The 26,113-nt window shown below is 40.4% G+C and carries 18 protein-coding genes; 11 read left to right on the top strand and 7 right to left on the bottom strand.

The features are described 5' to 3' along the window. Positions 1 to 248 precede the first annotated feature (248 nt). The 4 genes from recQ to IE080_RS12915 all read left to right on the top strand — a co-directional run bounded on the left by recQ (position 249) and on the right by IE080_RS12915 (position 5,681). On the top strand, positions 249 to 2,426 hold the full coding sequence (gene recQ, locus IE080_RS12930) for a DNA helicase RecQ (RefSeq protein ID WP_189583214.1): 2,178 nt from the start codon (positions 249 to 251) through the stop codon (positions 2,424 to 2,426). Positions 2,427 to 2,440: 14 nt separating this feature from the next. After that, positions 2,441 to 3,736, top strand: coding sequence for a phosphoribosylamine--glycine ligase (purD, locus tag IE080_RS12925; RefSeq protein WP_189583212.1), 1,296 nt, complete (start codon positions 2,441 to 2,443; stop codon positions 3,734 to 3,736). A 132-nt stretch (positions 3,737 to 3,868) separates the two neighbouring features. Next, positions 3,869 to 5,218: a PSP1 domain-containing protein gene (locus IE080_RS12920; RefSeq protein WP_229800631.1), complete on the top strand. Its 1,350-nt coding sequence runs from the start codon at positions 3,869 to 3,871 to the stop codon at positions 5,216 to 5,218. Beyond that, entirely contained in the window at positions 5,205 to 5,681 is a 477-nt protein-coding gene (locus tag IE080_RS12915; protein ID WP_189583205.1) for a gliding motility lipoprotein GldH, read from the top strand. Before IE080_RS12920 ends, IE080_RS12915 begins: the two co-directional genes overlap by 14 nt. A gap of 101 nt (positions 5,682 to 5,782) precedes the next feature. On the opposite strand, the gene IE080_RS12910 is transcribed toward IE080_RS12915, so the two are convergent. Continuing rightward, entirely contained in the window at positions 5,783 to 9,718 is a 3,936-nt protein-coding gene (locus tag IE080_RS12910) for an AAA domain-containing protein (protein WP_189583202.1), read from the bottom strand. A gap of 5 nt (positions 9,719 to 9,723) precedes the next feature. Continuing rightward, positions 9,724 to 10,536, bottom strand: coding sequence for an SDR family oxidoreductase (locus IE080_RS12905; RefSeq protein WP_189583399.1), 813 nt, complete (start codon positions 10,534 to 10,536; stop codon positions 9,724 to 9,726). A gap of 88 nt (positions 10,537 to 10,624) precedes the next feature. Here IE080_RS12905 and rlmD point away from each other — a divergent pair, with 88 nt between their 5' ends. The 4 genes from rlmD to IE080_RS12885 all read left to right on the top strand — a co-directional run bounded on the left by rlmD (position 10,625) and on the right by IE080_RS12885 (position 16,118). Next, positions 10,625 to 12,031, top strand: a complete 1,407-nt coding sequence (gene rlmD / locus IE080_RS12900; RefSeq protein ID WP_189583199.1) for a 23S rRNA (uracil(1939)-C(5))-methyltransferase RlmD — start codon at positions 10,625 to 10,627, stop codon at positions 12,029 to 12,031. Next, positions 12,028 to 12,405: a hypothetical protein gene (locus IE080_RS12895; RefSeq protein ID WP_189583196.1), complete on the top strand. Its 378-nt coding sequence runs from the start codon at positions 12,028 to 12,030 to the stop codon at positions 12,403 to 12,405. The genes rlmD and IE080_RS12895 overlap by 4 nt, the downstream gene beginning before the upstream one ends. Positions 12,406 to 13,114: 709 nt before the next feature. Continuing rightward, entirely contained in the window at positions 13,115 to 15,400 is a 2,286-nt protein-coding gene (locus IE080_RS12890; protein WP_189583193.1) for a sensor histidine kinase, read from the top strand. Then, positions 15,378 to 16,118 (top strand): LytR/AlgR family response regulator transcription factor, encoded by a 741-nt coding sequence (locus IE080_RS12885; RefSeq protein WP_189583189.1) that lies wholly within the window; start codon positions 15,378 to 15,380, stop codon positions 16,116 to 16,118. The genes IE080_RS12890 and IE080_RS12885 overlap by 23 nt, the downstream gene beginning before the upstream one ends. A 102-nt stretch (positions 16,119 to 16,220) precedes the next feature. Here the strand turns inward: IE080_RS12885 and IE080_RS12880 are convergent, their stop codons facing one another. The 3 genes from IE080_RS12880 to mce form a co-directional block, all read right to left on the bottom strand. Next, the gene (locus IE080_RS12880; RefSeq protein ID WP_189583187.1) at positions 16,221 to 16,535 is read right to left on the bottom strand and encodes a hypothetical protein; all 315 of its coding nucleotides are present in this window, start codon (positions 16,533 to 16,535) and stop codon (positions 16,221 to 16,223) included. A 168-nt stretch (positions 16,536 to 16,703) separates the two neighbouring features. Next, positions 16,704 to 17,738, bottom strand: a complete 1,035-nt coding sequence (thiL, locus tag IE080_RS12875) for a thiamine-phosphate kinase (protein ID WP_189583184.1) — start codon at positions 17,736 to 17,738, stop codon at positions 16,704 to 16,706. After that, the gene (gene mce, locus IE080_RS12870; RefSeq protein WP_189583182.1) at positions 17,738 to 18,142 is read right to left on the bottom strand and encodes a methylmalonyl-CoA epimerase; all 405 of its coding nucleotides are present in this window, start codon (positions 18,140 to 18,142) and stop codon (positions 17,738 to 17,740) included. The genes thiL and mce overlap by 1 nt, the downstream gene beginning before the upstream one ends. Before the next feature lie 82 nt (positions 18,143 to 18,224). On the opposite strand from mce, the gene IE080_RS12865 reads away from it, so the two are divergent. The 3 genes from IE080_RS12865 (at position 18,225) to IE080_RS12855 (ending at position 23,282) form a co-directional block, all read left to right on the top strand. Then, on the top strand, positions 18,225 to 18,551 hold the full coding sequence (locus IE080_RS12865) for a HesB/IscA family protein (protein ID WP_189583178.1): 327 nt from the start codon (positions 18,225 to 18,227) through the stop codon (positions 18,549 to 18,551). 325 nt (positions 18,552 to 18,876) lie between these two features. Continuing rightward, positions 18,877 to 21,924, top strand: coding sequence for a SusC/RagA family TonB-linked outer membrane protein (locus IE080_RS12860; protein ID WP_189583175.1), 3,048 nt, complete (start codon positions 18,877 to 18,879; stop codon positions 21,922 to 21,924). 11 nt (positions 21,925 to 21,935) lie between these two features. Continuing rightward, complete coding sequence (locus tag IE080_RS12855; protein WP_189583173.1) at positions 21,936 to 23,282, top strand: RagB/SusD family nutrient uptake outer membrane protein; 1,347 nt, start codon at positions 21,936 to 21,938, stop codon at positions 23,280 to 23,282. A 63-nt stretch (positions 23,283 to 23,345) separates the two neighbouring features. On the opposite strand, the gene IE080_RS12850 is transcribed toward IE080_RS12855, so the two are convergent. Next, the gene (locus IE080_RS12850) at positions 23,346 to 24,272 is read right to left on the bottom strand and encodes a ribose-phosphate pyrophosphokinase (protein ID WP_189583170.1); all 927 of its coding nucleotides are present in this window, start codon (positions 24,270 to 24,272) and stop codon (positions 23,346 to 23,348) included. 591 nt (positions 24,273 to 24,863) lie between these two features. Then, on the bottom strand, positions 24,864 to 25,676 hold the full coding sequence (locus IE080_RS12845) for a helix-turn-helix domain-containing protein (protein WP_229800630.1): 813 nt from the start codon (positions 25,674 to 25,676) through the stop codon (positions 24,864 to 24,866). Positions 25,677 to 26,113: the final 437 nt, after the last annotated feature.

Below are 26,113 nucleotides of genomic sequence, written 5' to 3'. Positions count from 1 at the left end.
TCCCTTAATTTTAACGATTTAATTTACCAACGGTCAACAGATCAGTGTATCTTTTTTGTTGGAATCCCCATACCTGTCGAAAGGTATAGAAATAATCAATTTTCTTTGTTACCAATTATCATCTGTATGTTAGATTTTTTTCTTAACTTCATATTCGCAACGGATAACTTAAAGACAATTTTCCTGATCACTCCACCTAGGAAATACCCGTTTGCTGTATAATTGAATCTTAAAATTCTCAATCAACTGTGGATCAAATCGTAAAAGACAACTTAAAAAAGATATTTGGTTTCAGCCAGTTCAGGGGAAATCAAGAAGGAATCGTAACTAACATCCTCAATAAAAACAACACTTTTGTCATCATGCCAACGGGTGCAGGGAAGTCCCTGTGCTATCAACTGCCGGCAGTTTCCAAAGAAGGGACGGCTATCGTTATTTCTCCACTTATTGCTCTGATGAAAAATCAGGTGGACCAGTTGACTGCTTTTGGTATCAATGCCCACTTTTTAAATTCAACGCTCAATAAATCAGAGACAACAAAGGTTAAAAAAGAGGTTTTGTCCGGCAAAACCAAATTACTTTACGTTGCTCCAGAATCCTTGACTAAAGAGGAGAACATCGAATTTCTTAAAGAAGCGAATATAAGTTTTGTAGCTATTGATGAAGCTCACTGTATATCTGAATGGGGTCATGATTTCAGACCGGAATACCGAAAAATCAAATCCATTATAGCGCAAGTAGGTGCTAATCTTCCCATTATCGCCCTGACTGCTACTGCAACACCTAAAGTGCAGCAGGACATTCAGCGGAACCTGCATATGGAAGAAGCAGATTTGTTTAAGTCATCCTTTAACAGGACCAATCTTTATTATGAGATTCGTCCAAAGATGAAGAATGACACCAAAAAACACATCATCAAATACATCAAATCCCACAAAGGCAAATCAGGTATCATCTACTGCCTTAGCAGAAAAAAAGTTGAGGAGATTGCTGAGCTTTTGAAGGTTAATGGCATCAATGCAGCACCTTATCATGCTGGATTAGACCAAGCCGTACGTATCAAAAACCAAGATGATTTTCTAAATGAAGAATTGGATGTTATTGTAGCAACCATCGCTTTTGGGATGGGTATTGATAAGCCGGATGTGAGATATGTGATCCACTACGATGTACCAAAATCATTGGAAGGTTACTATCAAGAAACAGGTCGGGCCGGTAGAGATGGTTTGGAAGGTCATTGCCTGATGTTTTACAGGTATGATGACATCATCAAGCTAGAAAAATTCAATAAAGATAAACCTGTAACTGAGCGCGAAAATGCCAAAATCCTATTGGATGAGATGGCTGCCTATGCGGAGAGTTCGGTCTGTAGAAGAAGAGTACTCCTCCACTACTTTGGTGAAATCATGGAAGAGGACTGCGGATTCTGCGATAACTGTAAGAAAAGCAAGGAGAAGTTTGAAGGGATGGAACATTTACTCACCGCAATTCAAACTGTCAAAGACATTAACGGCCGATTCAATCTCAAGCATATTGTCGACATTATCAGAGGGGAGCACAATGACTACATGGTCAGCTATGGCCATGATCAATTAGCCGTTTTTGGGAAAGGTAAAGAGGATGATGATCGTCTTTGGAAGTCAATCGTCCGTCAGGCTATGTATTTCAACTTCTTGGAAAAGGACATAGAAAACTATGGACTGATTAAAGTCACCAGCAAGGGTTTGAAGTTTTTGGAGGACCCTTACGCTGTAACCCTCAGCAAAGACCATAATTACGAAGACGAAATCAATAACGAAGCACCGGAGGATGTTCCAACAACTGGAAAATCCTACGATGAGAATCTATTTGAACTTCTTAAGGCGGAGCGTAAAAAAGTGGCCAAAGCTAAAGGCCTTCCTCCATATGTGATCTTCCAAGATCCTTCTTTGGAAGAAATGGCCACAGTATACCCGACTACCAAAGAAGAACTTGCTCAAATTAATGGTGTAGGAATGGGGAAAGTCGCTAAATTTGGAGCGACATTCTTAAAATTAATTTCAAGTTACGTGGAAGAAAACGATATCATCACAGCTTCTGATGTGGTGGTTAAGACTTCAGGTAGCAGGTCTAAAGTAAAGATTTCAATTATCCAACAGATTGACCGCAAAATCGATCTGGATGAAATCGCCAGCAACCTCAATATATCCATGGCTGAGTTACTCCAGGAGATTGAGCAAATCATCTACAGTGGTACCAAGTTGAATATCAATTATTACATCGAGCATATCATGGATGAGGAAAAGGAGGATATTCTCCAAGACTATTTCATGACTGCCGAATCTGACAATATACGGGTGGCTTTAGAAGAGCTTGAAGAAGAAGACATTGACGAGGAAGAAATCAGGGTCTACAGAATCAAGTTCATTTCGGACCACGCCAACTAAACCGAAGTTTATTCATGAATATATTGCTTTTAGGTAGCGGAGGAAGAGAACATGCCTTCGCTTGGAAGATTGCAAGCAGTCCAAAATGCGGAAAGCTTTTCGTAGCTCCTGGAAATGCAGGAACTGCCGCAATTGCAGAAAATGTAGCCATTGCAGTTACAGACTTTGAGAAACTAGCCCAATTCTGCACGGATCAAAGTGTAGATATGATGGTAGTGGGCCCGGAAGAACCTTTGGTCAAAGGCATTGTGGATTACTTCAAAAATAACCCAGCAGTAGCTCATATTCCAGTAGTAGGACCAAGTCAAAAAGGTGCTCAACTAGAAGGATCCAAAGATTTTTCCAAACAATTTATGCAGCGCCACGGGATTCCTACCGCCGCATCGAAAACCTTTACCAAAGACAGTTTAGAAGAAGGTATTGCTTATCTACAATCCCAAGGCTTACCAATCGTGCTAAAAGCAGATGGGTTAGCTGCCGGCAAAGGAGTGCTTATCTGCCAAACTTATGAGGAAGCCACTGAGTCATTGAAAGAGATGTTGGTGGATGCCAAGTTTGGAGATGCGTCTTCCAAAGTAGTGATCGAACAGTTTTTGCAAGGGATAGAACTTTCCGTTTTTGTGGCCACTGATGCTACAAGTTACCGAATTCTTCCCGAAGCGAAAGACTACAAGCGTATTGGCGAGCAAGATACAGGCCTGAATACTGGTGGTATGGGTGCCGTCAGTCCTGTACCTTTTGCAGATGGAAGTTTTCTGAAAAAAGTAGCGGAACGAGTGGTGATTCCAACCATCAAAGGTTTGGAAATGGAAAACATTCCTTACACTGGCTTTTTATTCATAGGATTGATGAATATGAACGGGGATCCTTATGTCATTGAGTACAATGTCCGCATGGGAGATCCGGAAACTGAGGCAGTATTACCAAGAATCAAAAGTGATTTTGTAGATTTACTCTTCTCAATGGGCACCTTGCATTTGGATGAATACCAATTGGAGATTCATTCACATACTGCCACTACGGTGGTAATGGTCGCTGGAGGATATCCGGGCGCTTATGAAAAGGGCCATGAGATTACAGGATTAACAAGTATAGCAGATCCAGCTAAGGCCATTGCCTTCCATGCAGGTACGACTACTGGAACCAAAGGTGAGGTACTTACCAATGGCGGTAGAGTCATTGCGGTGACAGGACTAGGAGAAAGCATGGAAGAAGCTTTAAATCATGCCTACGAGGCAGTCAATCACATCAACTGGAAAGACCAATACCATAGAAGAGACATTGGTCAGGACTTGAAAATATATCATTAACAACCCAACGAGGAGGAATCCCTCCCTTAGTATAACACGAGTATGGCAGGATGTAGTAGCTGCTCGACCGGAACCTCTAGCGTAGGAGGTTGCCAGAATAACGGTACTTGCGGTACGAGCGATTGTAATAAAATGAATTCTTTCGATTGGCTTTCCCACATGGGAATCCCAACTGTAGATAAATTTGACATAGTTGAAGTAAAGTTCAAAGGCGGTAGAAAAGAATATTACCGAAACGTGAATTTGCTGCATTTGACCACAGGCGATGCCGTAGTGGTAGATGTCACTAGTGGCTATCATATTGGCTGGGTTTCCTTGCAAGGGGAACTGGTGCGTCTGCAAATGCAAAAACGTAAAATCAGGGATGATGACAACATCACCAAAATCTATCGCTTAGCCACGCAGAAGGATTTGGATAAATGGGAAGAGACTAAAAACAGAGAAATCCCGACCCTGTATCGCTCCAAGCAGATCATCGATGAATTAGGTCTGAAGATGAAACTTTCAGATGTAGAATTCCAAGCGGATAACACCAAAGCGACCTTTTATTATTCCGCAGATGATCGAGTGGATTTCCGTGAGTTGATCAAATTGTTGGCTTCTGAGTTTAAAGTCCGCGTAGAAATGCGCCAAATCAGTTTGCGTCAAGAGGCAGGCAGATTGGGGGGTATTGGAATTTGCGGAAGGGAATTATGTTGCTCCACATGGATTCACGATTTCAAAAGTGTGAGTACGGCTGCGGCCCGTTATCAGAATCTCTCCCTCAACCCGACCAAATTATCCGGTCAATGTGGACGATTGAAGTGCTGTCTTAACTATGAGTTGGACACCTATATGTCTGCTCTAGAGGATATTCCTTCGGTAGAGAAGCCATTGAAAACAGAAGCGGGAATTGCTAAACTTCAAAAGACAGATATTTTCCGCAAGCTGATGTGGTTCAGCTACAACGATGAAAATAACTGGCATTCCATTACTTGTGAGCGGGTACAGGAAATTCAGGAGATGAATGCACGTGGGGAAAGTCCTTTCAACCTGCAATCCAATCATGCCAAGGAATTGGAAGAGCAAATTCAGAAATCCAATATGGAATTGGAGCGTCTGGATAAAAAATTCAGCACGACCACCAAAAAGAAAAAGAAGAAAAAGAGAAAAGGCGGAGAAGTTCGCGAGCAGCAAACTGGCGCTACTTCCACACCTGTGAGAGAAGCAAAAGGTGAGGATAAAAAACCCACAAGAGCAGGTGGCAACAACCAACCAAGAAGGGAAAATGCAAGCTCGGGAGAACAGCGGCAAGGCAAGCCTAGAAGAAACTTCCGTAACAGAGGCAACAAAGATGAGCAGAAGCCTACTGCTAACCCAAATCAAGCAGCTGCCAATCCTCAACAAAAAGCAAAACCTGCTTCTGATGGGCAGAATCCAAAAACACCTGGTAAAAGACGCTTTCCACCAAGAAAACGAGGGGATCAAAATGGCGGGGAATAGATTAGCCTATAGTCTCATTGGTATTATCGTAAGTATCCTAGTACTGAGTGCTTGCGGTACGGATAGGCTATTTGAGGATTATCAGGGAATGCCCAGTCTAAAATGGAGCATTGAAGACACCGTGCGTTTTGAGCTGAACCCGGCAGCCCATCACGGAAAAATGTTGATTGCAGTCAAGCATACGGATGCATACGAGTTTAGAAATCTCTATGTGCGCTACATACTCCGCGATAGTAGCAATCAAATTCTTGAAAACACCTTAGTGAATATTCCTCTGTTTGAACGCACCTCAGGTAGCCCTTTGGGAAAAGGATTCGGTGGAACGTTTACCAAGTATGACACCTTGCCTGTTTCTGTGGACTCAAAAATTGCTACCGTACAGTTTATCCAATACATGCGGACTGAAACCTTAAATGGAATTGAGGCCATTGGACTAAAAGTGGTTAAACACGCGGCTAACTGATCTAAGATAATTTCAGCATCATACCTGCCAGAAATTTTTTGGAGAGAAATGAATACTCTTCTGAAAAGTTTTGGCAGGTTTTATTTTTAGCCAACATTGAATTAACCCAACTCCTGATTATTTAGCCAGTAATTACGAGAGAACGAAAACACATAGGGCCAGCCTTTATACTGTAAGGCCAAGGGATGATACACCATGGGTTCCTTACCCGAACTTGCCCCAAACAAACGCTCATCATCTGTCAGAATTGCACCCGTGATGATACCATCTTCTATTTCAACCAAATCAACCCAAGAAAAGTCATCGAAAGATTGGACAGAATCTTGCTTCAATAATCGATGCCGTAACTGCCAATTTGCGGCATAGCCTCGTATAGTAGGTTGCTCTCTAACCAATGTCTCTCCCTTATGTTGAGCCTCCACATATGCTAGATACTTTTGAAGCAAAGCTATCCCCTCGTTTTCCAGCTGCTTCTTAGAAAAATCCTTGCTGCTGATACTACTGATCAAATGGAGTTGTTTGCGGGCACGACTGATGGCCACATTCAAGCGCTGCCTCCCCCCCTGCTTGGAAAGCAGACCAAAATTAGCAATCAATTTTCCTTGTGGATTTCGGGCATAGCCCAAAGCTAAAATTACATAATCATACTCATCTCCTTGCACATGTTCAATAGTTTTGACTACCACGCGGGCTAAGGAAACCCCTTCTGCTTTCGCCAATAACTCTTCCACTAATTCCAATTGAAACACATTGAAAACGATAATCCCAATGCTATTGGAATCCCCATCTTTTTTTTGAATCTCTTGGAGCAGGGCAATTACTTTCTCCGCCTCTAGTCGATTGGTCTGCTTTTCCCAAACACCATCCACAAAGTGGTAAAAAATCACTTGTGAAGGATGATTAACGGACCTAAGTGTTGGAAGCATTTCCAACTTGTTATCATAAAAATGCTGATTGGAAAAGTGTATCAATGATAGATGCTCACTTCGATAATGTCCCTGTAGCCAATATTTCTCAAAATACAGACTTACCAAATCCAATAAGGACTCCACTTCCAAGGCTATGTCCTCCTCTTCTACCGTCAAACGTGCTTGGTACAAATCCGTAGGTCTTAGCTGCTGACTGTCTCCCGCCACCACTACCTGTTTACCGCGAAGCATGGCTGGAATCCCTTTTTCTGCAAAACATTGGGAGGCTTCATCAAAAATCACCAAATCAAAATAATCTCGACATGGAAAAATCGCAGAAACTGTCTCTGGAGAGGCCAACCAACATGGAACCAAGCGAAAAATTTCTGACTCAAAGCTATCAATCACTTGTTTGATAGGCCATATTCTCTTTTGCTTACTAACCTGATGCCTCAAATCCCGATAGGTCAAAAGGTTGCCTAATCGATTAAACTCAAGTCCTTGATAGACCTGCTCCTTTAGCCTCACCTGTGCGATAGAGGAAGCTAAGGCCCATTTTTCCAGCACAGCCTCCATCAATTCCTGCTGTTGATGATGCATGTGAGACGTAGCGGATGTTTGCAGAACAGGATATTTCTGTTCAATGTGCTCGATCCAAGCCAACTTCCATCCATTCAAAAAGGCTTCTTGTAATTCTTCTAAGGGCTGCTCTCCAAAAGTATCTAGCATCCACTCCATCAAGTGAATCTCATCGGAATCCAAGCTATGCAGCAACTTATCAAAACTGATCAGTTCATCAAAAATTAAGGGCAACTCCTCCGCCACTTGGAGCAATCCTTCCCCGATAGGGTAATCCATTAAATGATTGATTTGAACAGTGCTGAAATAATGACTCCAAGAAAGGAGTTGTTGCTCCAAAGTCTCAAGTTCCCGCATGAGGGATTGAACGACCGATGGCAAGGGCTTTTCATTGGTAGCAAGCGATTGGATGAAAACACCTAGTTCCCCCATTTGCTCCAGCTGTATTTTACCTCGCAAGGCTTGGATGGTCATGCTAGCAAAGTGATTAAACTCAGCAAAATCAAAGGGCTTATCAGGAAGCAACAACCACGCTTTACCGGACAGTAAGGTAAATTGATGATTCAGGTTGAGTCGGTTTTCTAGTCTTTTGATCAGTGTTGCTACTCCTTGCTCATTTATAGGAAGCTGATTCAGCTCCATCAATGCTAGAATCTTTTTGTACCTCTTTTGATTCCAAGGAAGTTTATGCGAGGTCCACCAAGCTTGGGTGGTATCGGCAAAGTCTATGGCCAATTGCATCAAGTCCGGTAATTCTTCGTCTGTCACGGCCCATTCTATACCCTCATCACTGAATAAACCTTTGACTATCTCGAGTTTTTGCTCCAACCATGGAAAATCAACTTCTTCGGAATTGACATCCTTAAAAGCATGTAGAAATGAATCTACTCCTTCATGATTCAAATGCTTATTCACTAGTTGCATGGCCTCTTTTTGGTGGACCAATGCGAATAAGTGGGTAATGCGAAAAACAGAGGAATAGCCAAATAACTCTTGAAAACCGAGTTTTACCTGACGCATTTCTTTCAAAGCATCTTGCATCCGCTGCTGGACCAATACGGAAAAACTGGAAAAATCCACCCGGTGTAGCCAAAAAGAATCTGTCTTCCCAAACTTTTGTGCAAAATACCAATACTGCTTAAAGTCCCGTAGAAATCCATCTAATCGGGCATATTCAATTTTCCGGAAATAATTTGTCAGCGGTATATATGAACGCTTCAAAGAAGAGGAAAGGTAGAGTTCTTTGATAGGAAGCCCACATTCTTCTGAGTTAAATAGCGCCTTTTTATAAGATTCAAAAAACTCATTCAACACATCGATTTTTCTGCAAATCTGCGCATAGGTTCGCTCCAACTGAATGGCATCCAAACTACTGTTTTCCTTCTTGAATTCGTCGAGTTTTTCGACCTGTTGGAAGAGTTGCTTATAAAGATGTTTTCTATCTGTCCGATAATCATGAACTAGGGCCAGAAATTCTCCAAAACCTTTCGATGCCAAGCGCTGTGCGACTACATCCAAGGCAGTACGTTTTTGGGAAACTATCAACACCCGCTTCCCTCTTGCCATGAAATCCATGGCGAGGTTACTAATTAATTGTGATTTACCAGAGCCTGGAGGTCCTTCTACTACACAGCTCCTCCCCTGCCTGACAGCTTGAATGACTTTTTCCTGGGATCCATCTAGTGGAAATATGGTATACAGATTTTCCTCCCGAGGTGTGGTTACCTGCTTGGAAGGAAAAAAGCGATTGGCAAAAAAATCGTCCAAGCTTCCCGCTTGCTGCTCTTGCATCAACAGCTGATAGTCTGCAAGCATGGCACTAGTCTTGGTCTGGAACTGTGACAATACAGCGTAGGGCTTGATACTCAGCTTACCCAATTGAAAGCGTTCCTGATCCAAGGTCTTCCCCGAAGTAGGAAAGGTTTGAATACGTTGCTCGTAAATACCGCTAGTGAACTGGATTTCTATCCTATCCTTGAGCGTTGCATAGAGCTGATTGATGAAATCCTGGAAGTCTGTGTAGGATTCCGGGAGTTCGAGCTGCTTGATCCAATCCAAATTCAGCACTAATCCCGAGGCTTGCTGATAGGCTAGAAAAAAAGCAGAATTAAACATGAGTTCAGCATCTCCAGACACCTGCAAGACCCATTGCTTGTTTTCAGCATTCAACTCTACCGGAAGGAGTAACAAAGGAGCCCGCACCAATTGACCATTCAACAATTTCCCTTCTACATAAGGCCAAGCCAGGTATAAGCTTTTTTCCCCACTTTCTTTTTCTGTGAAGTCAGTAGCTTGAGCCAGCCGCTTCAATTTCAAGGACTGCTGATTATTAGCCTGATTTCGGGCGTCTAACTGTTGGACAAGCGACACTTTCTTTCGCTTTCCAAGCAAATGGGATACGATAGTAAAGGACGGTTCTCCATTCAAAAAATCCAGAGCATGTACATCTACCTGTTGATTTTCCAGCAATTGGGATTGATAAATCAACCGGTTCCGACTGGAAAGATCCAATAAACGATCCGCATATACCTGAAAAATCTCTTGTAGCATACCTGCTATTTAAAGGGAGAATCTTTCTCCTTGGCCATTTTATTATACACGATTCCATCCATGATGCCTGGAATCCATTTGTTTAAAAATACAGCTAATTTTCCTTCTCCCGTCAATACCAAGTCTCTTTTTTTACGAACAGTCGCCTTGAATATCGCATCTGCCACTTCTTCTGAAGTCATCATGCTGCCTTCATCCCGTGGAGACTCTCCTTGCATGGACCCATCCGCTGTCAAGGCGTTATTACGGATATTGGATGCTGTAAAGCCGGGACAAGCCACCAACACATGAACGCCTTTTTTCATGACTTCGGTACGCAACGATTCAAAAAAACCATTCATGGCATACTTACTAGCTGTATATGCCGTTCGGGCAGGTGTTCCTCTGTAACCGTTGATCGAAGAAATTCCGATAATGCTCCCCTTATTTTTCAATATTTCGGGTAAGCAGTACTTCGTAGCATATATCGTCCCCCAGAAATTGGTGTCCATGACTTTTTCAAAAACTTCCAAGTCCATTTCCTCAAATAAAGCCCGCATGGAAATCCCCGCATTGGCAATCAGCACATCGATTCTACCAAATGCTTGCAAGGCTTCCTGCACCATGCGCTCATTATCAGTTTTGCTTCCAGCATCTGCCAAGACTCCTAGGACGTCTATATTTTTTGCTTTCAATTTTTCCACGCTGGCATTCAGTCGTTCTTGAGAGCGGCCTGTAATCACAATTTTCGCTCCTTCTTGACCAAATCTAAAAGCACAGGCCTCTCCTATTCCTGAGGTGGCACCGGTTATCACCACCACTTTACTATTCCACTGCATAGCATTCATTTTAGCTTCAAAGATAGAAAAATCTACACAACCATCGCAGTACAAGGTTAGCCTCGTTTTTTTCATTAATTTTGCGGCCATGTCAAGAAAAATGAAAAATAAGGTTGTCAGCAACCTATTGATTGAGCGGATAGCTGCCGAGGGCAAATGTGTGGCGCATCATGAGGGCAAGGTGGTTTTTGTACAAAATGTAGCTCCCGGAGATGTGGTGGATGTGCGTGTCACCCGAGGCAAAAGTTCATTTTTAGAAGGAGAAGCCATTCATTTTCATGAGTACTCCAAAGACCGGGTTGAGCCCTTTTGCAGTCATTTTGGAACATGTGGCGGCTGCAAGTGGCAACATATCAATTACGATTTGCAGCAAACCTACAAGCGTCAGCAAGTTCTTGATCAATTTACTCGAATTGCAAAAGTTGAGATCCCCGAAGTATTACCGATTTTGGGTTCCCAACAAACCCAATATTACCGTAACAAACTTGATTTCACCTTTTCCAACAACCGTTGGTTGACACGGGAGGAAATCAATTCGGGCGAGAGTTTTGAACGAAATGCGGTGGGATTTCATATCCCGAAAATGTTTGATAAAATCATCGACATTGAGCATTGCTACCTTCAGGGAAACATTTCTAATGATGTCCGCAATGAACTGAGAGTATTTGCTTTGGAGAATAATCTTTCCTTTTATGACATCCGAAATCAGGTAGGCTTATTGCGGAATTTGATCATCCGCACAAGTTCGACAGGAGAAAGCATGGTAATTGTGCAGTTTGGAGCAGATGAACCCGCTGAAATTGCCTTGGTGATGAATTTTCTCCACAAGCGATTCCCAGAAATCACTTCCCTGCTTTACATCGTCAATCTCAAGAAAAATGAAACTTTCCATGATTTGGAAGTAGTGACTTTTGCGGGTAAAAGTTATATAGAGGAAGAGATGGAAGGATTAAGATTCAGAATCGGTCCAAAGTCTTTTTACCAAACCAACTCCGCACAGGCCTATGAACTGTATAAGGTAGCCCGGGAGTTTGCTGAGCTTACGGGAGATGAAGTTGTCTATGACCTGTACACCGGCACGGGTACTATTGCAAACTTTGTAGCCAAGCAAGCAAAGCAAGTGATCGGAATCGAGTATGTGGAAGCAGCGATAGCGGATGCCAAATTAAATGCACAAGTGAATGGCCTGGACAACACCTTGTTTTATGCAGGTGATATGAAGGATATGTTGACAGATGATTTCATCGCCAGACATGCCAAGCCTGATGTCATCATTACTGACCCTCCACGTGCAGGCATGCATGAGGATGTGGTGAATATGCTTTTGAAATTAGAGGCTCCTAAAATTGTATATGTTTCTTGTAATCCTGCCACTCAGGCCCGTGACGTGGCCTTATTGGCAGAAAAATACACTGTAGATAAAATCCAACCTGTGGACATGTTTCCACAAACCTATCATGTTGAAAATGTTGTACGCTTAACCTTAAAACCATGATTTCAGATTTCAATGACCCGGAATTAAGCGGTAAGTATTTAGGCACGATTACCAAAGACTTTGTAAAAGTTTCAGAGATTCTGAAAGAAGCCTCTTACCAAGTCCGAAGCAGGAAATTTTCAGAATACCCCATTTTCCCCATTTCCAAAGAAGAGCAGCCCATCGGACAACTCTTTCTTGGCAAACAAGAAAAAGGACTGGATTGGAATTACTACATCACTTATGTGGATGAGTTTATCCAACGAAAACTGATCGCAGAAGAATTACTGGAGGACTTCAAATCCAATTACAAAAATCCGGATGAATTCTGTTGTTTGTTTGTAATGGATGGAGAGTTTACATCTTTTGTTTTTATTCCTTTCCCTGAAGATTAATTTCTGATTATCTTGGGCATAGAAATCTGTATGATGCTTCTTCATGCCACTATCTTTGATCATTCTCAAGAGAGCAGTAAGTAATTTACTGCTTTTGTGTTTTTTTCTTTTGCTGGCAAGCCCGATGGCTTGGGGGCAGGATAGGTTTATTCGTCCGATTAGTTTCTTGGAAGGACTTCCCACTCAGACAATCTACGATATCCATCAGGGCCCTAAAGGATATCTTTACTTAGGGACGGATGTTGGGGTGTTTCAGTATAACGGGCAAAACTTCCTAAAATTACCCGCTCCTGAATCTTGGGACAATAATTTTGATAACCTCCTACACGATGAAGCGGGCAATTTATGGGCAAAAAACTTCGCTAATCAGATTTTCAAAGTTACGAATGGAACGCTCCACTCCGTACCAGTTGTTCAAAAGACATTAAAGAACTATGGAGGGTTAAAGAAATTCACTGTTCAAGGCAATTGGCTGTATGCAGCCATGGATAATAACTTATTGAAAATTGACCTGACTACTGAATTTGCCACAACCATTCTTTCAAGTAAGGGTCAGGAAAACACATTTTATTCACTCCATGAATATCAAAGCCAAGTATTTTTCAATGATAACCAAAGAATTATCAATCAAGAAGGGGCTATTCAATCCCAAAGTCCAAAAGGATCGAAAGTTTTAGAGTTTACCTTTTTTAATGATGAACTATTTGGTTTGAACCGCTCTTTAGAAGGTGAAATTTTCAACATAAGTACAGGTCAATTGATTAATAACGAAAAGTTCCCCAAAGGAACTTATCTCTATTTTTTCAGAGAGATAGAAAACAACTTATATGTTTGCACCAATAAAGGTTTGTTCCTGATTGATACAAAAAACCTGAGAGTCGGTAGCAGTCTCTTAGATGGAATGCGTGTATCTGACTTCATCCAAGATCGTGAGGGTAATCTCTGGATTAGCACACTCGATGACGGATTGTTTTTTATTGCAAATGCGCCGTTGTATACAACAGAGCTAATTAATTTCAGAACAGATAGTAGAAACAATATATTATCATTGACATTCAGTAATAATAACACTTTACTAGCTGGAAATAATAAAGGAACGATTTTCACTGTAAACTCAGCTGGTGAAATACTCAAAACCATAGAGTCACAACTTCAAAATGAAGTAGAGTTTATTCATTTTGATAGTTTAACGAGTACTGTTTTTTATACGCAAGGATATTTTGATTATCCACAAGCCCGTAATCGTGAAGAGATCTACTTTTCGAAAAAAATCACACCTGATGGTGAAGGGAACTACTTAATTGCTACTTCAGTAGGTGCTGGGTTGATTGCACAAGATCTAACTAGCCATCCAAGTATTCTATTCGGAAGTAAATTCCCATTAACGAGCTTTTCAACCACGGCAATTCCAATTTATTACATATTAGACAAACGTACTAAGACGGTGTTTTATTCAAAGAAATACCAGCTTTATTATTTTGGTAGTTCAGAAGGATTAGTTGCATTTGACAAAGACGGTCAAGAGTATAATTTTTTTTCAGATGATTCCTCTCCATTGATTGTCAATAGTATTGTAGAAGATTTTTCGGGAACCCTTTGGATAGGGTCGCAACAAAAAGGCCTGTTAGCCATTAAAGGAGATAAAATAATTACTGAAATACCTATTTTAGAAGATAAGACTATTGTACCTGTCAAAAAAGTTATATCGAATGGAGACTATATTTACCTAATTGGAGGCAATCAGCTTTACCAATATCATATCCCATCGAAAAACCTTCAATTATTACCCATTTCAAGTATTTTCAAAGGAATAAACATAAATGATTTAAGGGTTTGGAACGATAAAATTTGGTTGGCTACATCCGAAGGATTACTTTGGACTTTCTTACCAATAGCTATTCCAATTGTACATCCGAAGATACATCTTCGTAAAGTAAGCTCTAATAATCAAGCCATCTCTTTAGAAGAAAAATTACCTTATGGATTAGAAAATCTTGAATTTCAATTCGATATCATTCACTATCGAAGCATGGGGGCCTATAATCTTCAATTCAGAACAAGTCCAAATCAAGATAACTGGCAAACACTTCCTAGAGGTCAAAACACGATTATTTTTGCCAAGTTGAGTTCAGGAACTTACCAATTAGAAGTTAGAGCTTTAATTGCGGAAAATGTATCAGAGCCTATTTTTGTAAATTTTGAAGTAGAAACTCCATTTTGGAAAACATGGTGGTTTATTTTCCTGACAATTGGAATGATATTTACAAGTGTAGCTCTTTATGTAAGGGATTACGGTAAGAAACTTAAAGAAAAAGAAACACTCAAAGCCAAATTATTAGACTCACAATTGAAAGCTTTAAGAAGTCAAATGAATCCACACTTTCTTTTCAATGTTGTGAATGCTGTTCAAGGATTAATTTTCTCCAATCAAAAACAGGATGCTGCTCAGTATTTGGGGAAGTTTTCTGATTTAATGAGAAAAGTATTACAACAATCTGACAAGCAATTTGTACGATTGGAAGAAGAGATTCAGCTAATTGATTTGTATATTTCCTTAGAAAAAAGAAGATTTGAGGAAGATTTTGAATATCTTTTGGACGTCGATCACCAAATAGAAAAAAATCTTATCCAAATCCCTTCGTTAATAATCCAGCCATTTGTTGAGAATGCAGTTAAACATGGTCTTTTACATCAATCCAATTCAAAAAGATTATGTGTGAAATTCACTTTGGACTCAGATGAAAAAAGTATACTTGTCGTTATCGAAGATAACGGCGTAGGAAGAAAAGCCTCAGAGATCATCAATGCTAAGCGAAAAGGTCACCAAGCATTCGCTACAAAAGCAATAGAAACTCGAGTAAACTTATTAAACCAAAGCTTAACAAAACCAATAACATACTTTGTTGAGGACTTAATCAATCACAAAGAAGAAGGGATTGGGACAAGAGTCACCATTCGATTACCTTTCACCTATGAATACAGCCATAATAGTTGATGATGAACCAAATGCCCGATTATCTCTTAGAGGCATGTTGGAAACTTATTTCCCTAACATCCAAATCACAGGAGAAGCAAAAAATCTTCCTGATGCAATCAAGTTGATTCATCAGCAAAAACCGGACATTATATTTTTAGATATTGAAATGCCAGGCTACTCAGGTTTGGAGATACTAGATTTTTTTAATGGACACCAGCTACATTGTAAGATAATTTTTGTAACAGCATACGAGGAGTTTGCATTGAAAGCGTTTGAACTATCAGCAGTTGACTATTTATTGAAGCCAATCCAAAAAGAAGCTCTCGAACGGGCATTATCTAAAGCTACTGGTTCTCAAATAGAAAATCTAGAGATTTTGCATGAAAATCTCAAAACCCATAAACCTCAAAAAATCGCCTTGCAAACTGGAGAAGGTTTGATTTTTTTAAAGCTTGACGAGATCCTTTATTTAAAAGCGGATGGATCTTACACCCACTTTCATTTAAGCAACAAAGAAAAAATCATCGTATCCAAACGGCTTCAGGAATATGAAAAATTGTTAGAACTAGGCAGCTTTATGCGAATCCATCGTAGTCATATTATTAACTTAGATCACATTAAAAAAATCACCAAGGAAGATGGTGGCGGAGTAGTCATGAGTAATGGTGAGTTGTTGTCCATCACACAAGATAAAAAAGCTGATTTACTCGCATTATTTGGAGATAATAAACTATGATCCTAGATCTTAAGAGAATCACTTCAACAAGCTTCCATGATTCCAAAAACTAACACATTTGTTTAAAGGCCGTCATTATTTATAAAATAATTACCATTTTTTTTAGTTTTTGTTATTCAATTGGTTTAAAATCAAGGATATATTTCCCTCTTTGAAATGCTTAGAAGTTAACATGGACAAAAGACCAACACTATGTTTATGCGTAACGAAGTTTCTTAACTGCAAAGATTTATAGAAATTACCATCTGCATCTATTCGGTTTACGCACTGAATTGAGCTTTTACCTGACTTTAATGTCCCATTTTTATTTAAATTTCCATTTCTTTCCTCACATTCTAAGTTCGGCTCATCAATATCAACACTTAAAATAGCGGCTAGAAATATTAAAAAAGGAACTGTTTCTTTTATATTTTCCATTTTCAAAAATATATCGATTGCTGTACTTGATGTTCACCAACTTCATGAAAGTCTAAGAATACTACACGAAAGCCTTGAAAAACTTCATGAAAGAAAATCGTACTCAATGAAAATTGAATAAAAAAACAGTCCTTGGACACAAAACAGTCTAAAAAAGTTACTAAGCACTTAAAAATGCTTCCAACCTTGAGCCTTCAAATTGACAACTGTTCCACTTTTAGTAACCAAGGATTTTCCTTCAGAAGCTGGAGAAATATGGCCGATGAAATGGATATCAGGATGTTTTTCCAATGTTTTGAAATCTTTTTGCTGTATAGTAAAGAGCAATTCATAATCCTCACCTCCGTTTAAGACGCAAGTAATAGGATCTAGACCCAACTCTACTGCTGTGTCAAAGGTTTGTTTGTCAATCGGTAGTTTATCCTCATAAATAGTCACCCCGCAGGCTGATTGCTTGCAGATATGAAAGAGCTCAGATGCCAGTCCATCAGACACATCCAACATACTGGTTGGGACTACTCCCATTTCTTTCAGTTCATGAATAATATCCATACGGGCTTGTGGACGAAGTTGTCTACCGGTTACATAGGCATATTTCTCCAAGTCAGGCTTCATGTTTGGATCCGCAAGATACACCTGCTTTTCACGCTCCAGAATCTGTAAACCGATCAAGGCTCCCCCTAGGTCACCTGTAACGCAAACAATATCGTTCAATTGAGCACCTGACCGGTAGCTAATTTCTTCTTTTTTGGCAACACCCATAGCTGTCACAGAAATCACCAATCCTGAACGGGAAGCTGTAGTATCCCCACCAATAACATCCACTGCATAGTGTTCCGCAGCCATCCGAATACCCTCGTATAAGGCCTCCACCGCTTCCACGGAGAATCTGTTGGAGAGCGCTATACTTACGGTCACTTGTTGCGGAATAGCATTCATGGCTGCCACATCCGATACATTTACAGCAATGGCTTTGAATCCTAAATGTTGTAAAGGGCAATAAGACAAATCAAAATGAACCCCTTCTATCAACAAGTCGGTCGTGACAACTTGCACTGTGCCATCTCCCAAATCAATGACCGCAGCATCATCTCCTATACCTTTGAGTGTAGATGCATGTCTATTGGTAAATTGCTGACTCAAGCGATCGATTAATCCAAACTCTCCTACTTCACTGATTTCGGTTCTTTTTTGATTTTCCATTAGGCTTTCTTTTCCTGACATAACTCCACCAATACTCCATTGGTGCTTTTCGGATGCAAAAATACCACTAATTTATTATCCGCACCTTCTTTGGGCGTTTCATTTAAGATTTCAAAGCCTTCTCCTTTTAAACGTGCCACTTCTGCTTCAATGTCCTCCACATCAAATGCGATATGATGAATCCCCTCTCCTTTTTTACCGATAAACTTGGCGATAGCACTAGTATCCCTAGTAGCTTCCAGTAATTCAATTTTTGTCTCTCCTATCATAAAGAATGAGGTGCTTACTCCCTCTCCTTCTACCGTTTCTTCTTTATAATGTGCTTTCCCTAAGAGTTTTTCAAAAAGATTATTGGATGCTTCCAAATCAGAGACCGCGATACCTAGATGTTCAATTTTTCTCATGGTTGAAATTTTATATCTTTATTCATGAATTTTTTCAAATGCAATAATGTTACTAATTTCACATGCTAAACCTAGTGAAAATATGATTACAGTTTCCGAAAAGGCCAAAGAAAGAATACTTCAATTGAAAAAGGAAGAAGGCCGTGAAGAAAATGACAATATACGCGTATCCGTCAAAGGTGGAGGTTGTTCCGGATTGATGTATGACCTGAATTTTGACGCTCAAGTAGTTGAAACAGATCAGGTGTTTGAAGATAAAGGCATCAAAATCTTAGTGGACAAAAAAAGTATATTGTACTTAGCCGGTACCGTCCTAGAATTTTCCGATGGGTTGAATGGGAAAGGATTCCAATTTGTCAATCCGAATGCATCAAGAACCTGTGGTTGCGGAGAAAGTTTCTCCGTGTAAGGACCCCATACACCACAAAAGACTCTCAACCTTTCCAGCTATTGGAAAGGTTTTTTTTATATAAAGATGTTTGAAAAAACGATTTGAAGAAATAATTTTTTTCACCTAAACTCCCACTAAAAAGCCTCTAATCAAAAACCAAAATACCAAGGATAATTTTACACATACACCTAAATACAAAATATAATTTCTTAAACTACATTTATTTTATTTTTTCAACTATTTAAAAGTGTAAATAATTTGATTTTTAGAGCATAAATAGTCTATTTTGAAGAACTCTTTACACAAGAATACGAAATACATCTTTCAACTTAATTCATTTTGTATGATGAAACGTTTACTAGTTACATGTGTGATATTGATGATCTCTATCAGTGTTGCCATGTCCCAAACAACAAACGTACGGGGTGTGGTCACCTCCTCCGAAGACAATCTGCCCTTGCCGGGTGTGAATGTCTTGGTCAAAGGAACCACTTCCGGAACGGTAACTGATCTTGATGGAAACTTCTCCATTCAAGTGGCCCAAGGTCAAACCTTGGTTTTTTCTTTTGTGGGGTATGACACCCAAGAAATCTTAGTGGGCAATCAAACTAACCTCAATGTGTTATTGATGATTGATGCCAGAACCATGAATGAAGTCGTAGTCGTTGGTTACGGTACTCAGTCGCGTAGAGATTTGACGGGTTCGGTTGGTTCCGTCAGAGGGGAAGACATCAACCGCATGCCTGTAGCCAGTGTGGACAACGCGCTTCAAGGTAGGGCTGCAGGTGTATTTGTGCAGTCTCCATCCGGAACACCTGGTGCGGGTATCACCATGCAGATCCGAGGGAACACTTCCCTTTCTGCAAGTAGTCAACCTTTGTATGTCATCGATGGGATTCCGATGATATCGGAGGATCTTTCGGGTTTATTCTCCGGAGGTCAGGCTACCAACTCCCTTGCGGATATCAACCCAGCGGATATTGAGTCCATTGAAATCTTAAAAGATGCCTCTGCTGCGGCCATTTACGGATCGAGAGGTGCAAACGGTGTTGTATTGATTACGACTAAGCGTGGAAAATCCGGAGATGCCAAAATTGATATCAATGGATTTTATGGCTTCCAGCGAATTACCAACGAAATTGACATGCATAGCTCAAGCGAGTTTTTGAGCCTAATGAATGATGCTATCCGTCAAGATCTTAGAGCAGGTGTGCAATTACCTTATGATAACATTACGGATGTGTGGGGTTTTTCACCTGATGATCCTGATTTGCAAAATACCCGTTGGTTTAGAGAAATTTTCAGAGACGCACCAATTCAAAGTTATGATGTAGCCATCTCCGGAGGTAATGAAAAAACCCAGTACTACACTTCCCTTGCTTATTTCAACCAGGATGGGGTGCAAATAGGTACTGGTTTTGAGCGGGTTTCTGCCCGGTTAAATGTGGATACCCAAGCAAAAAAATGGTTGAAAGTCGGTACAAGCATGAACCTTAGCCGTACTGTACAAGACCGTACCATCAATGACAACTCTTTGTATGGGGTTGTTATCAATACATTAGCAGGTGATCCACTAATGCCAGTACGTGAAGCGGATGGCTCTTATGCTGATCCTTTTGATTATTTTGGATGGTGGATGTTGGACAATCCTGTGTTGATTGCAGAAAATTATCATAGATTCACCCGAACTGTCAGAGGTTTAGCTAATACCTATGCAGAGGCGACTCTCGCACCTGGTTTGACCTTACGTTCTACACTGGGTATAGATTACACCTATTTGGAAGACGAATCATATACGCCTATCATTTCCCGTGAATCAGTTAATGGTAATTTTAACGGATTTGGAACCTTTGGCTCGACTCAGGACTTTACTTGGATCGCTGAAAATTACTTGAATTACACCAAAAGCTTTGGTGCTGACAATCGTCATAATATCAGTGCTTTGCTAGGTACTTCTTATCAGGCATCTTCTAGGACGTTCTCGTCCATTTCTGCACAAAATTTTCCAAGTGATCAGTTCACTAAATTGTCTGTTGCAGGTAGAGTAACTTCAGCATCGACTTCCGGTACAGATTGGGGGTTGGCATCTTACTTCTTCCGAGGTAATTACAACTATGCAGACAAATTCTTAGCTACCTTCACTGTCCGTGCAGATGGTTCTTCAAGATTTGGTGATAATTTCCGTTTTGGTATTTTCCCATCAGGTTCTGTTGCCTACCGATTAAGTGAAGAAGAATTTTTACGCAATACGGCTGTATCTGATTTAAAATTCAGAGCTTCATATGGGGTAGTAGGTAACCAAGATGGTATTGGAAACTTTGCTTCCAGAGGTTTATTTGGTGTTTCTGCTTATAGATTAGCCCCTACTCTTACTCCTGCACAATTGAGCAATGCGAACCTTACATGGGAAAGCACCGAGCAGTGGAACATGGGTATTGACTTTGGTGTACTTAATGACCGGATCACTTTCACAGGGGATTACTTCGTTAAGACTACTACTGACTTACTTCTAAACAGGCCTATTCCAGGAATCTCAGGCTTCTCCAGTGTGATTGACAATATCGGTAAAGTAGAAAACAGAGGACTTGAATTAGGTATCCGAGGAGCAATTTTAGCTTCTGGTCCATTTACCTGGAGTTCTGCATTCAACATTTCTTGGATCAGAAATAAGGTACTTGAACTGGTAATCGACGAGCAGGTATTGAGTGATTCGCATATTTTGGCTGTAGGCCATCCTATCGGAACTTTCTTCCTAATTGACCAAGAGGGTGTAGATCCTGAAACAGGAAATATGCGCTGGGTTGATTTAAATGGAGATGGAGTAATCAATTCCGGAGATCGTAGAATCGTGGGTAATTCCCAGCCTGATTTCTTTGGCGGATGGGATAATAACTTCCGATACAAGGGGTTTGATTTAAATGTATTATTCAATTTTATCGTTGGAAATCAAATTTTCAATCATTCCAGAGCAACCTATGAGAACTTAGGTTGGAGCAGATTAGGACTAGGATTCCCACTTCCAGATGGCAACAACCACCGATTAGCTGATAACCGCTGGATGGAGCCTGGTGATGTCACGGATATCCCTAGAGCTTCCCTAACCAATGTCAATTGGAGAGAATATTCCAGCAGATGGTTGGAAGATGGTTCATTCTTACGTTTACGGATGATCAATTTGGGATACAACTTTACTCCTCAGCGGGTAGAGCGTATCGGTGTAAGAAGTTTGAGAGTATTTGTACAAGCTCAAAACTTATTGACTTGGACACGATACACCGGTCTGGATCCAGAAGTTAGCCAAAATGCGAGAGACCCTCGATTGGCAGGTTCTGATTTCGGTACTTTCCCACAAACGAGAAGTGTATCACTTGGTTTTAACATCGGTCTTTAATGCTAGCGAACATGAAAAAATTACTCTTTATATTACTCGCAGTCTTTACGATCCAATCTTGTGATATTTTGGAGCCGGATCCATTGACTGCTTTGGATGCAAATGCTGCTTTGGTGGATGGTACATCTGCCAATGCAATACTCTTAGGTGCATATTCTAGAATGCAGAACATCAATTATTATGGCCTGGAATATGTACTCAACAATGACTTGATCGCAGATAATGCACGCTATCAAGGGTTCTTCGATTCCCAGTTAGAAATTGATCAACGAGCGGTCCCATTTACCAATTTGTGGATTACACAGGCTTGGCCAAATATCTACCGAGTGATCAATATTACAAATCTATTAATTACTGGCGTACCTGATTTGGAGGACGGAACTTTCTCCCAAGCTGCAAGAAACAGAGTCTTGGGTGAAGCACACGCTATCCGTGCACTGGCTTACTTTGATTTATTGAGAATTTACGGAGAGTTTTTCAATGAAAGCTCCTCATTTGGAATGCCGCTTTTAATTGAGCCTATTGAAAATAATGATTTCAATAGAATCCCAAATCTGAGTAGAAGCACAGTTGCGCAGGTGTATGCGCAGGTGATGTCTGATGTGGATGCTGCCGTAGATTTACTTCCTGGATTCAATGACAGAGGACGGATGAATTTCTGGGCTGCGTTGAGCTTAAGAGCCCGTATTCAACTCTACAGAGGGAATTATACTGAGGCTTTTCAGGATGCAAACAGAGTCATCAGTGAGGGTCCATTCCAATTATTGGATAATGTGCGTGATATTTATGCTACCTTGACTCCTACGGCTGAATCCATCTTTGATGTGGAATTCAACGATCAGGATCAAAGTAGTTTCAATACCTACATTGTCAGAAGAGATGAATACAATGTAGATCCTTCATTATTGGAAGCATTTGAAGATGGAGATGCGCGTGCTGATTTATTTACTTTCAGCAGAAACTCTTTCCGTTCGGATAAATACCCTGACAACAACAACGGAAACAACACAAAAGTATTCCGCTTGGCAGAGATCTATTTTATACGAGCAGAAGCAGCCGTATTTACCAATAATGACCCAAATGCTGGTTTAGCTGATTTGAACACTGTCCGTACCCGTGCAGGATTAGAGCCACTTTCAGGTTTTGCTAGTACAGATGCATTTGTGGATGCCCTACTTCAGGAAAGACGCGTTGAACTCAATTACGAAGGACACCGCTTCTTTGATCTGGTTCGATACAATAGAATTGGAACTGTTTTGGGAATGCCTGATTTCAGAAAAGTATGGCCAATCCCAAGAGACGAGTTATTGGTTTCCCAAGGAGTATTAGTTCAAAACCCTGGGTATGAAACCTTATAATTGACACCATCAAAAAAGCCCCAATCAGATGATTTGGGGCTTTTTTTTATAGCTTATTTTTGATTAGATAAACAAGGAACTAATCGAAGTATGTCCTGTTACAGCATGAATTGCTTTGGCAAAAAGATCTGCGACACTAAGCACGCGGATTTTGGAAGAAGTTTGTTTTCCTGGGATTGTATCCGTAATCACTAGTTCTGTCAACACGGAATTTTCGATATTGGCGTATGCATTTCCTGAAAGCACCCCGTGAGTTGCAATAGCTCTAACAGAATTAGCTCCTTTATCCATAATGATTTGAGCTGCTTTGCAAAGAGTCCCAGCAGTATCTACCAAGTCATCCACAAGGATCACATCCTTACCTTCCACATCACCAATGACTTGCATGGAAGCCACCTCGTTGGCTCTTTTTCTATGCTTATCACAGACCACCATTTCTACTTCGAAATGCTTGGCATAAGATCTTGCTCTTGCTACTCCCCCTACATCCGGTGCTGCGAAAATCATGTTCTCTGTTCTGATTCGCTCCAAGTAAGGAACAAAAATCGCTGAACCATTCAGGTGATCTAAAGGAATATCAAAAAAGCCTTGAATCTGACCCGCATGCAAATCGCATGTCATGATACGGTCAGCGCCAGCGGAAGTCAACATATTGGCAATTAATTTTGCTGCTATGGAAACCCTTGGTCTATCTTTCCTATCCTGACGTGCATAGCCATAATATGGAATTACGGCACAGACTTTATAGGCACTTGCCCGCTTGGCTGCATCGATCATCAGGCATAATTCCATCAGGTTATCTGTGGAAGGATTGGTTGATTGCACTAAGAAAACAGTGCAACCTCTAACGGATTCATTGAAGCTTGGTGAGAGTTCACCATCGCTGAATTTGGAGATCGTCAGATCGCCTAATTTTTTACCATAATGCTTGGCAATTTGTTCGGCTAAAACTTTACTATTGGTCCCAGAGAATAGTTTGACCTCAGTCATTGGTATGTTTGATTTGGCGGTGAAATGATTTGTTTAGGATAAAACAAAGGTACAGTAAAAAAATGAATCTGTTACGGAGCGGAAAGGAAATTGGGATTAAAGGATGAAGGGTGAGGGATGAAGGCAGTGAACAGTGAGCAATGAACAGTTTGTAAATGAGAGGAGGAGTGTAACCTTCACCTGTGGGTTTTAACCCACGATTTGAATTAGAATTTTGAAATGAAATTAAGCCAATATTCTAGGAACACACCAATCAATTGCCGTGGATTTTAATCCCCGGCATTGGAGGAAGAATTGAAAATTTGGAATGAAGAATGAGAAATTTGGAATGAAGGCAGACATCCTTGAAATTTGCTTGCGCGAAATAAATTGAAATATGCCTCCTACCTATGGTAGACAGGATCGGTGATATAATTGTAGCGTGTAGATAAGACAATTATTATAAAAAAATGTCAGTTAATCTCAGAACTAAACATGAGCACTGAAGAATTAGAAATGGAATACTAAAGAAAAAAATCTGTGCCAATCTGCGAAATCTGTAGACAACCAACTAATGACGAATGATGAACGCTGAATTTCGAATGATGAAGGTCAGACGGGCACTCGCTCTTTTTGGAAAGCAATTGAGGTAAGGATGTAGATGAGTAAGATATCAAATACACTCAAAACCGCCAATCCGACCATTACAAATAAAACCGTCATCAATAAAATCGCTGTTAATATCCCCACAATACCAGTCACTAAAAACAGATTACCCATATATCCTTTTTGGAGGATGAGCCCAATTGAAAAAGGTATCAATGAAACTCCAAAACCAACTAATTTGACGAATCCATACAATTTATAATCTGTCTCCAGACTTCCTGCAAAGGTTATATCTGATATAATAATTACAAGGTTGACGGTAATTAGCATAAAAGCTCCCCATCGAATGAGTTTGGAATCTAAAGCTTCACCCAACTTACTCCAACCAAAAAAATACAGGGAAAAGCTAATCAAGATTATCACTTTAATCAGAACATAATAGTCCGGGATTTTCAATGCAGAGTCAAAAAACAATACGCCATCCCAATAGATTTCAAGCATTGAAACCAAGAAGTAAATAACTCCTGCAATAGCGGCAGCCAGGAAGGTTTGCTTAGACTGTTTGGAGAAAATAAGTGGTTCATTGGAAGCAATAGCAGGCATGGGTAATTCTTTCTCAACTCCCAAAGCTTCCAATATGGCCTTGACCGTGTAGGATCGTGGAGTCACCTCCCCTGCTTCTATCCGTTGGATCGTACGCACATTGATATTACATTTTTCTACCAACTCTTCCTGAGTCATTCCTTTGGCCTTTCTCCATTCTTGGATCTTGAGCCCTAGCTGTGGTTGTTGCATGTTGTGTATAGCTTGTTTGACCATGGCAAGTTGGTTGGTTTCTTACAAATATAGCCCGAAAAATAGGAGGATTTCACCCGACATTTGGACGACATTATGAGGGAAGTGAACAATTAACAGGGAACAGTGGGCAGTTGGGAATGTAGAATGAGAAATGAAAGCTCGCAGAATTAACGGAAAACACAGAAAAACTTGCATTGAAAAATTTGTACCTTAAGAGATGGATTAAGAATCAACCAATAAACTCCATCAATTTCCACCGGGTTTTAACTCAGGAAAATAAGAGTATTTCCTGGATTTATATAAGTGGGCTTTACCCCACTACCATGGAACGTCAGCAAAAACACCAAATCAAAGTAATAGATATTTTAAACTATAAGGATTGGGATTTATCCATCTAAAAAGACGCAATAGCATTGGAGAAAAAAAATCAGTACTAATCTACTAAATCTGTGGATAGC

Origin of the sequence: Mongoliitalea lutea (genome assembly GCF_014652135.1) — a bacterium.
GTDB classification, from domain to species: Bacteria; Bacteroidota; Bacteroidia; order Cytophagales; family Cyclobacteriaceae; genus Mongoliitalea; species Mongoliitalea lutea.
The sequence above is the reverse complement of the archived record's forward strand: the minus strand, read 5'-3'. Positions and strand labels throughout refer to the sequence as shown.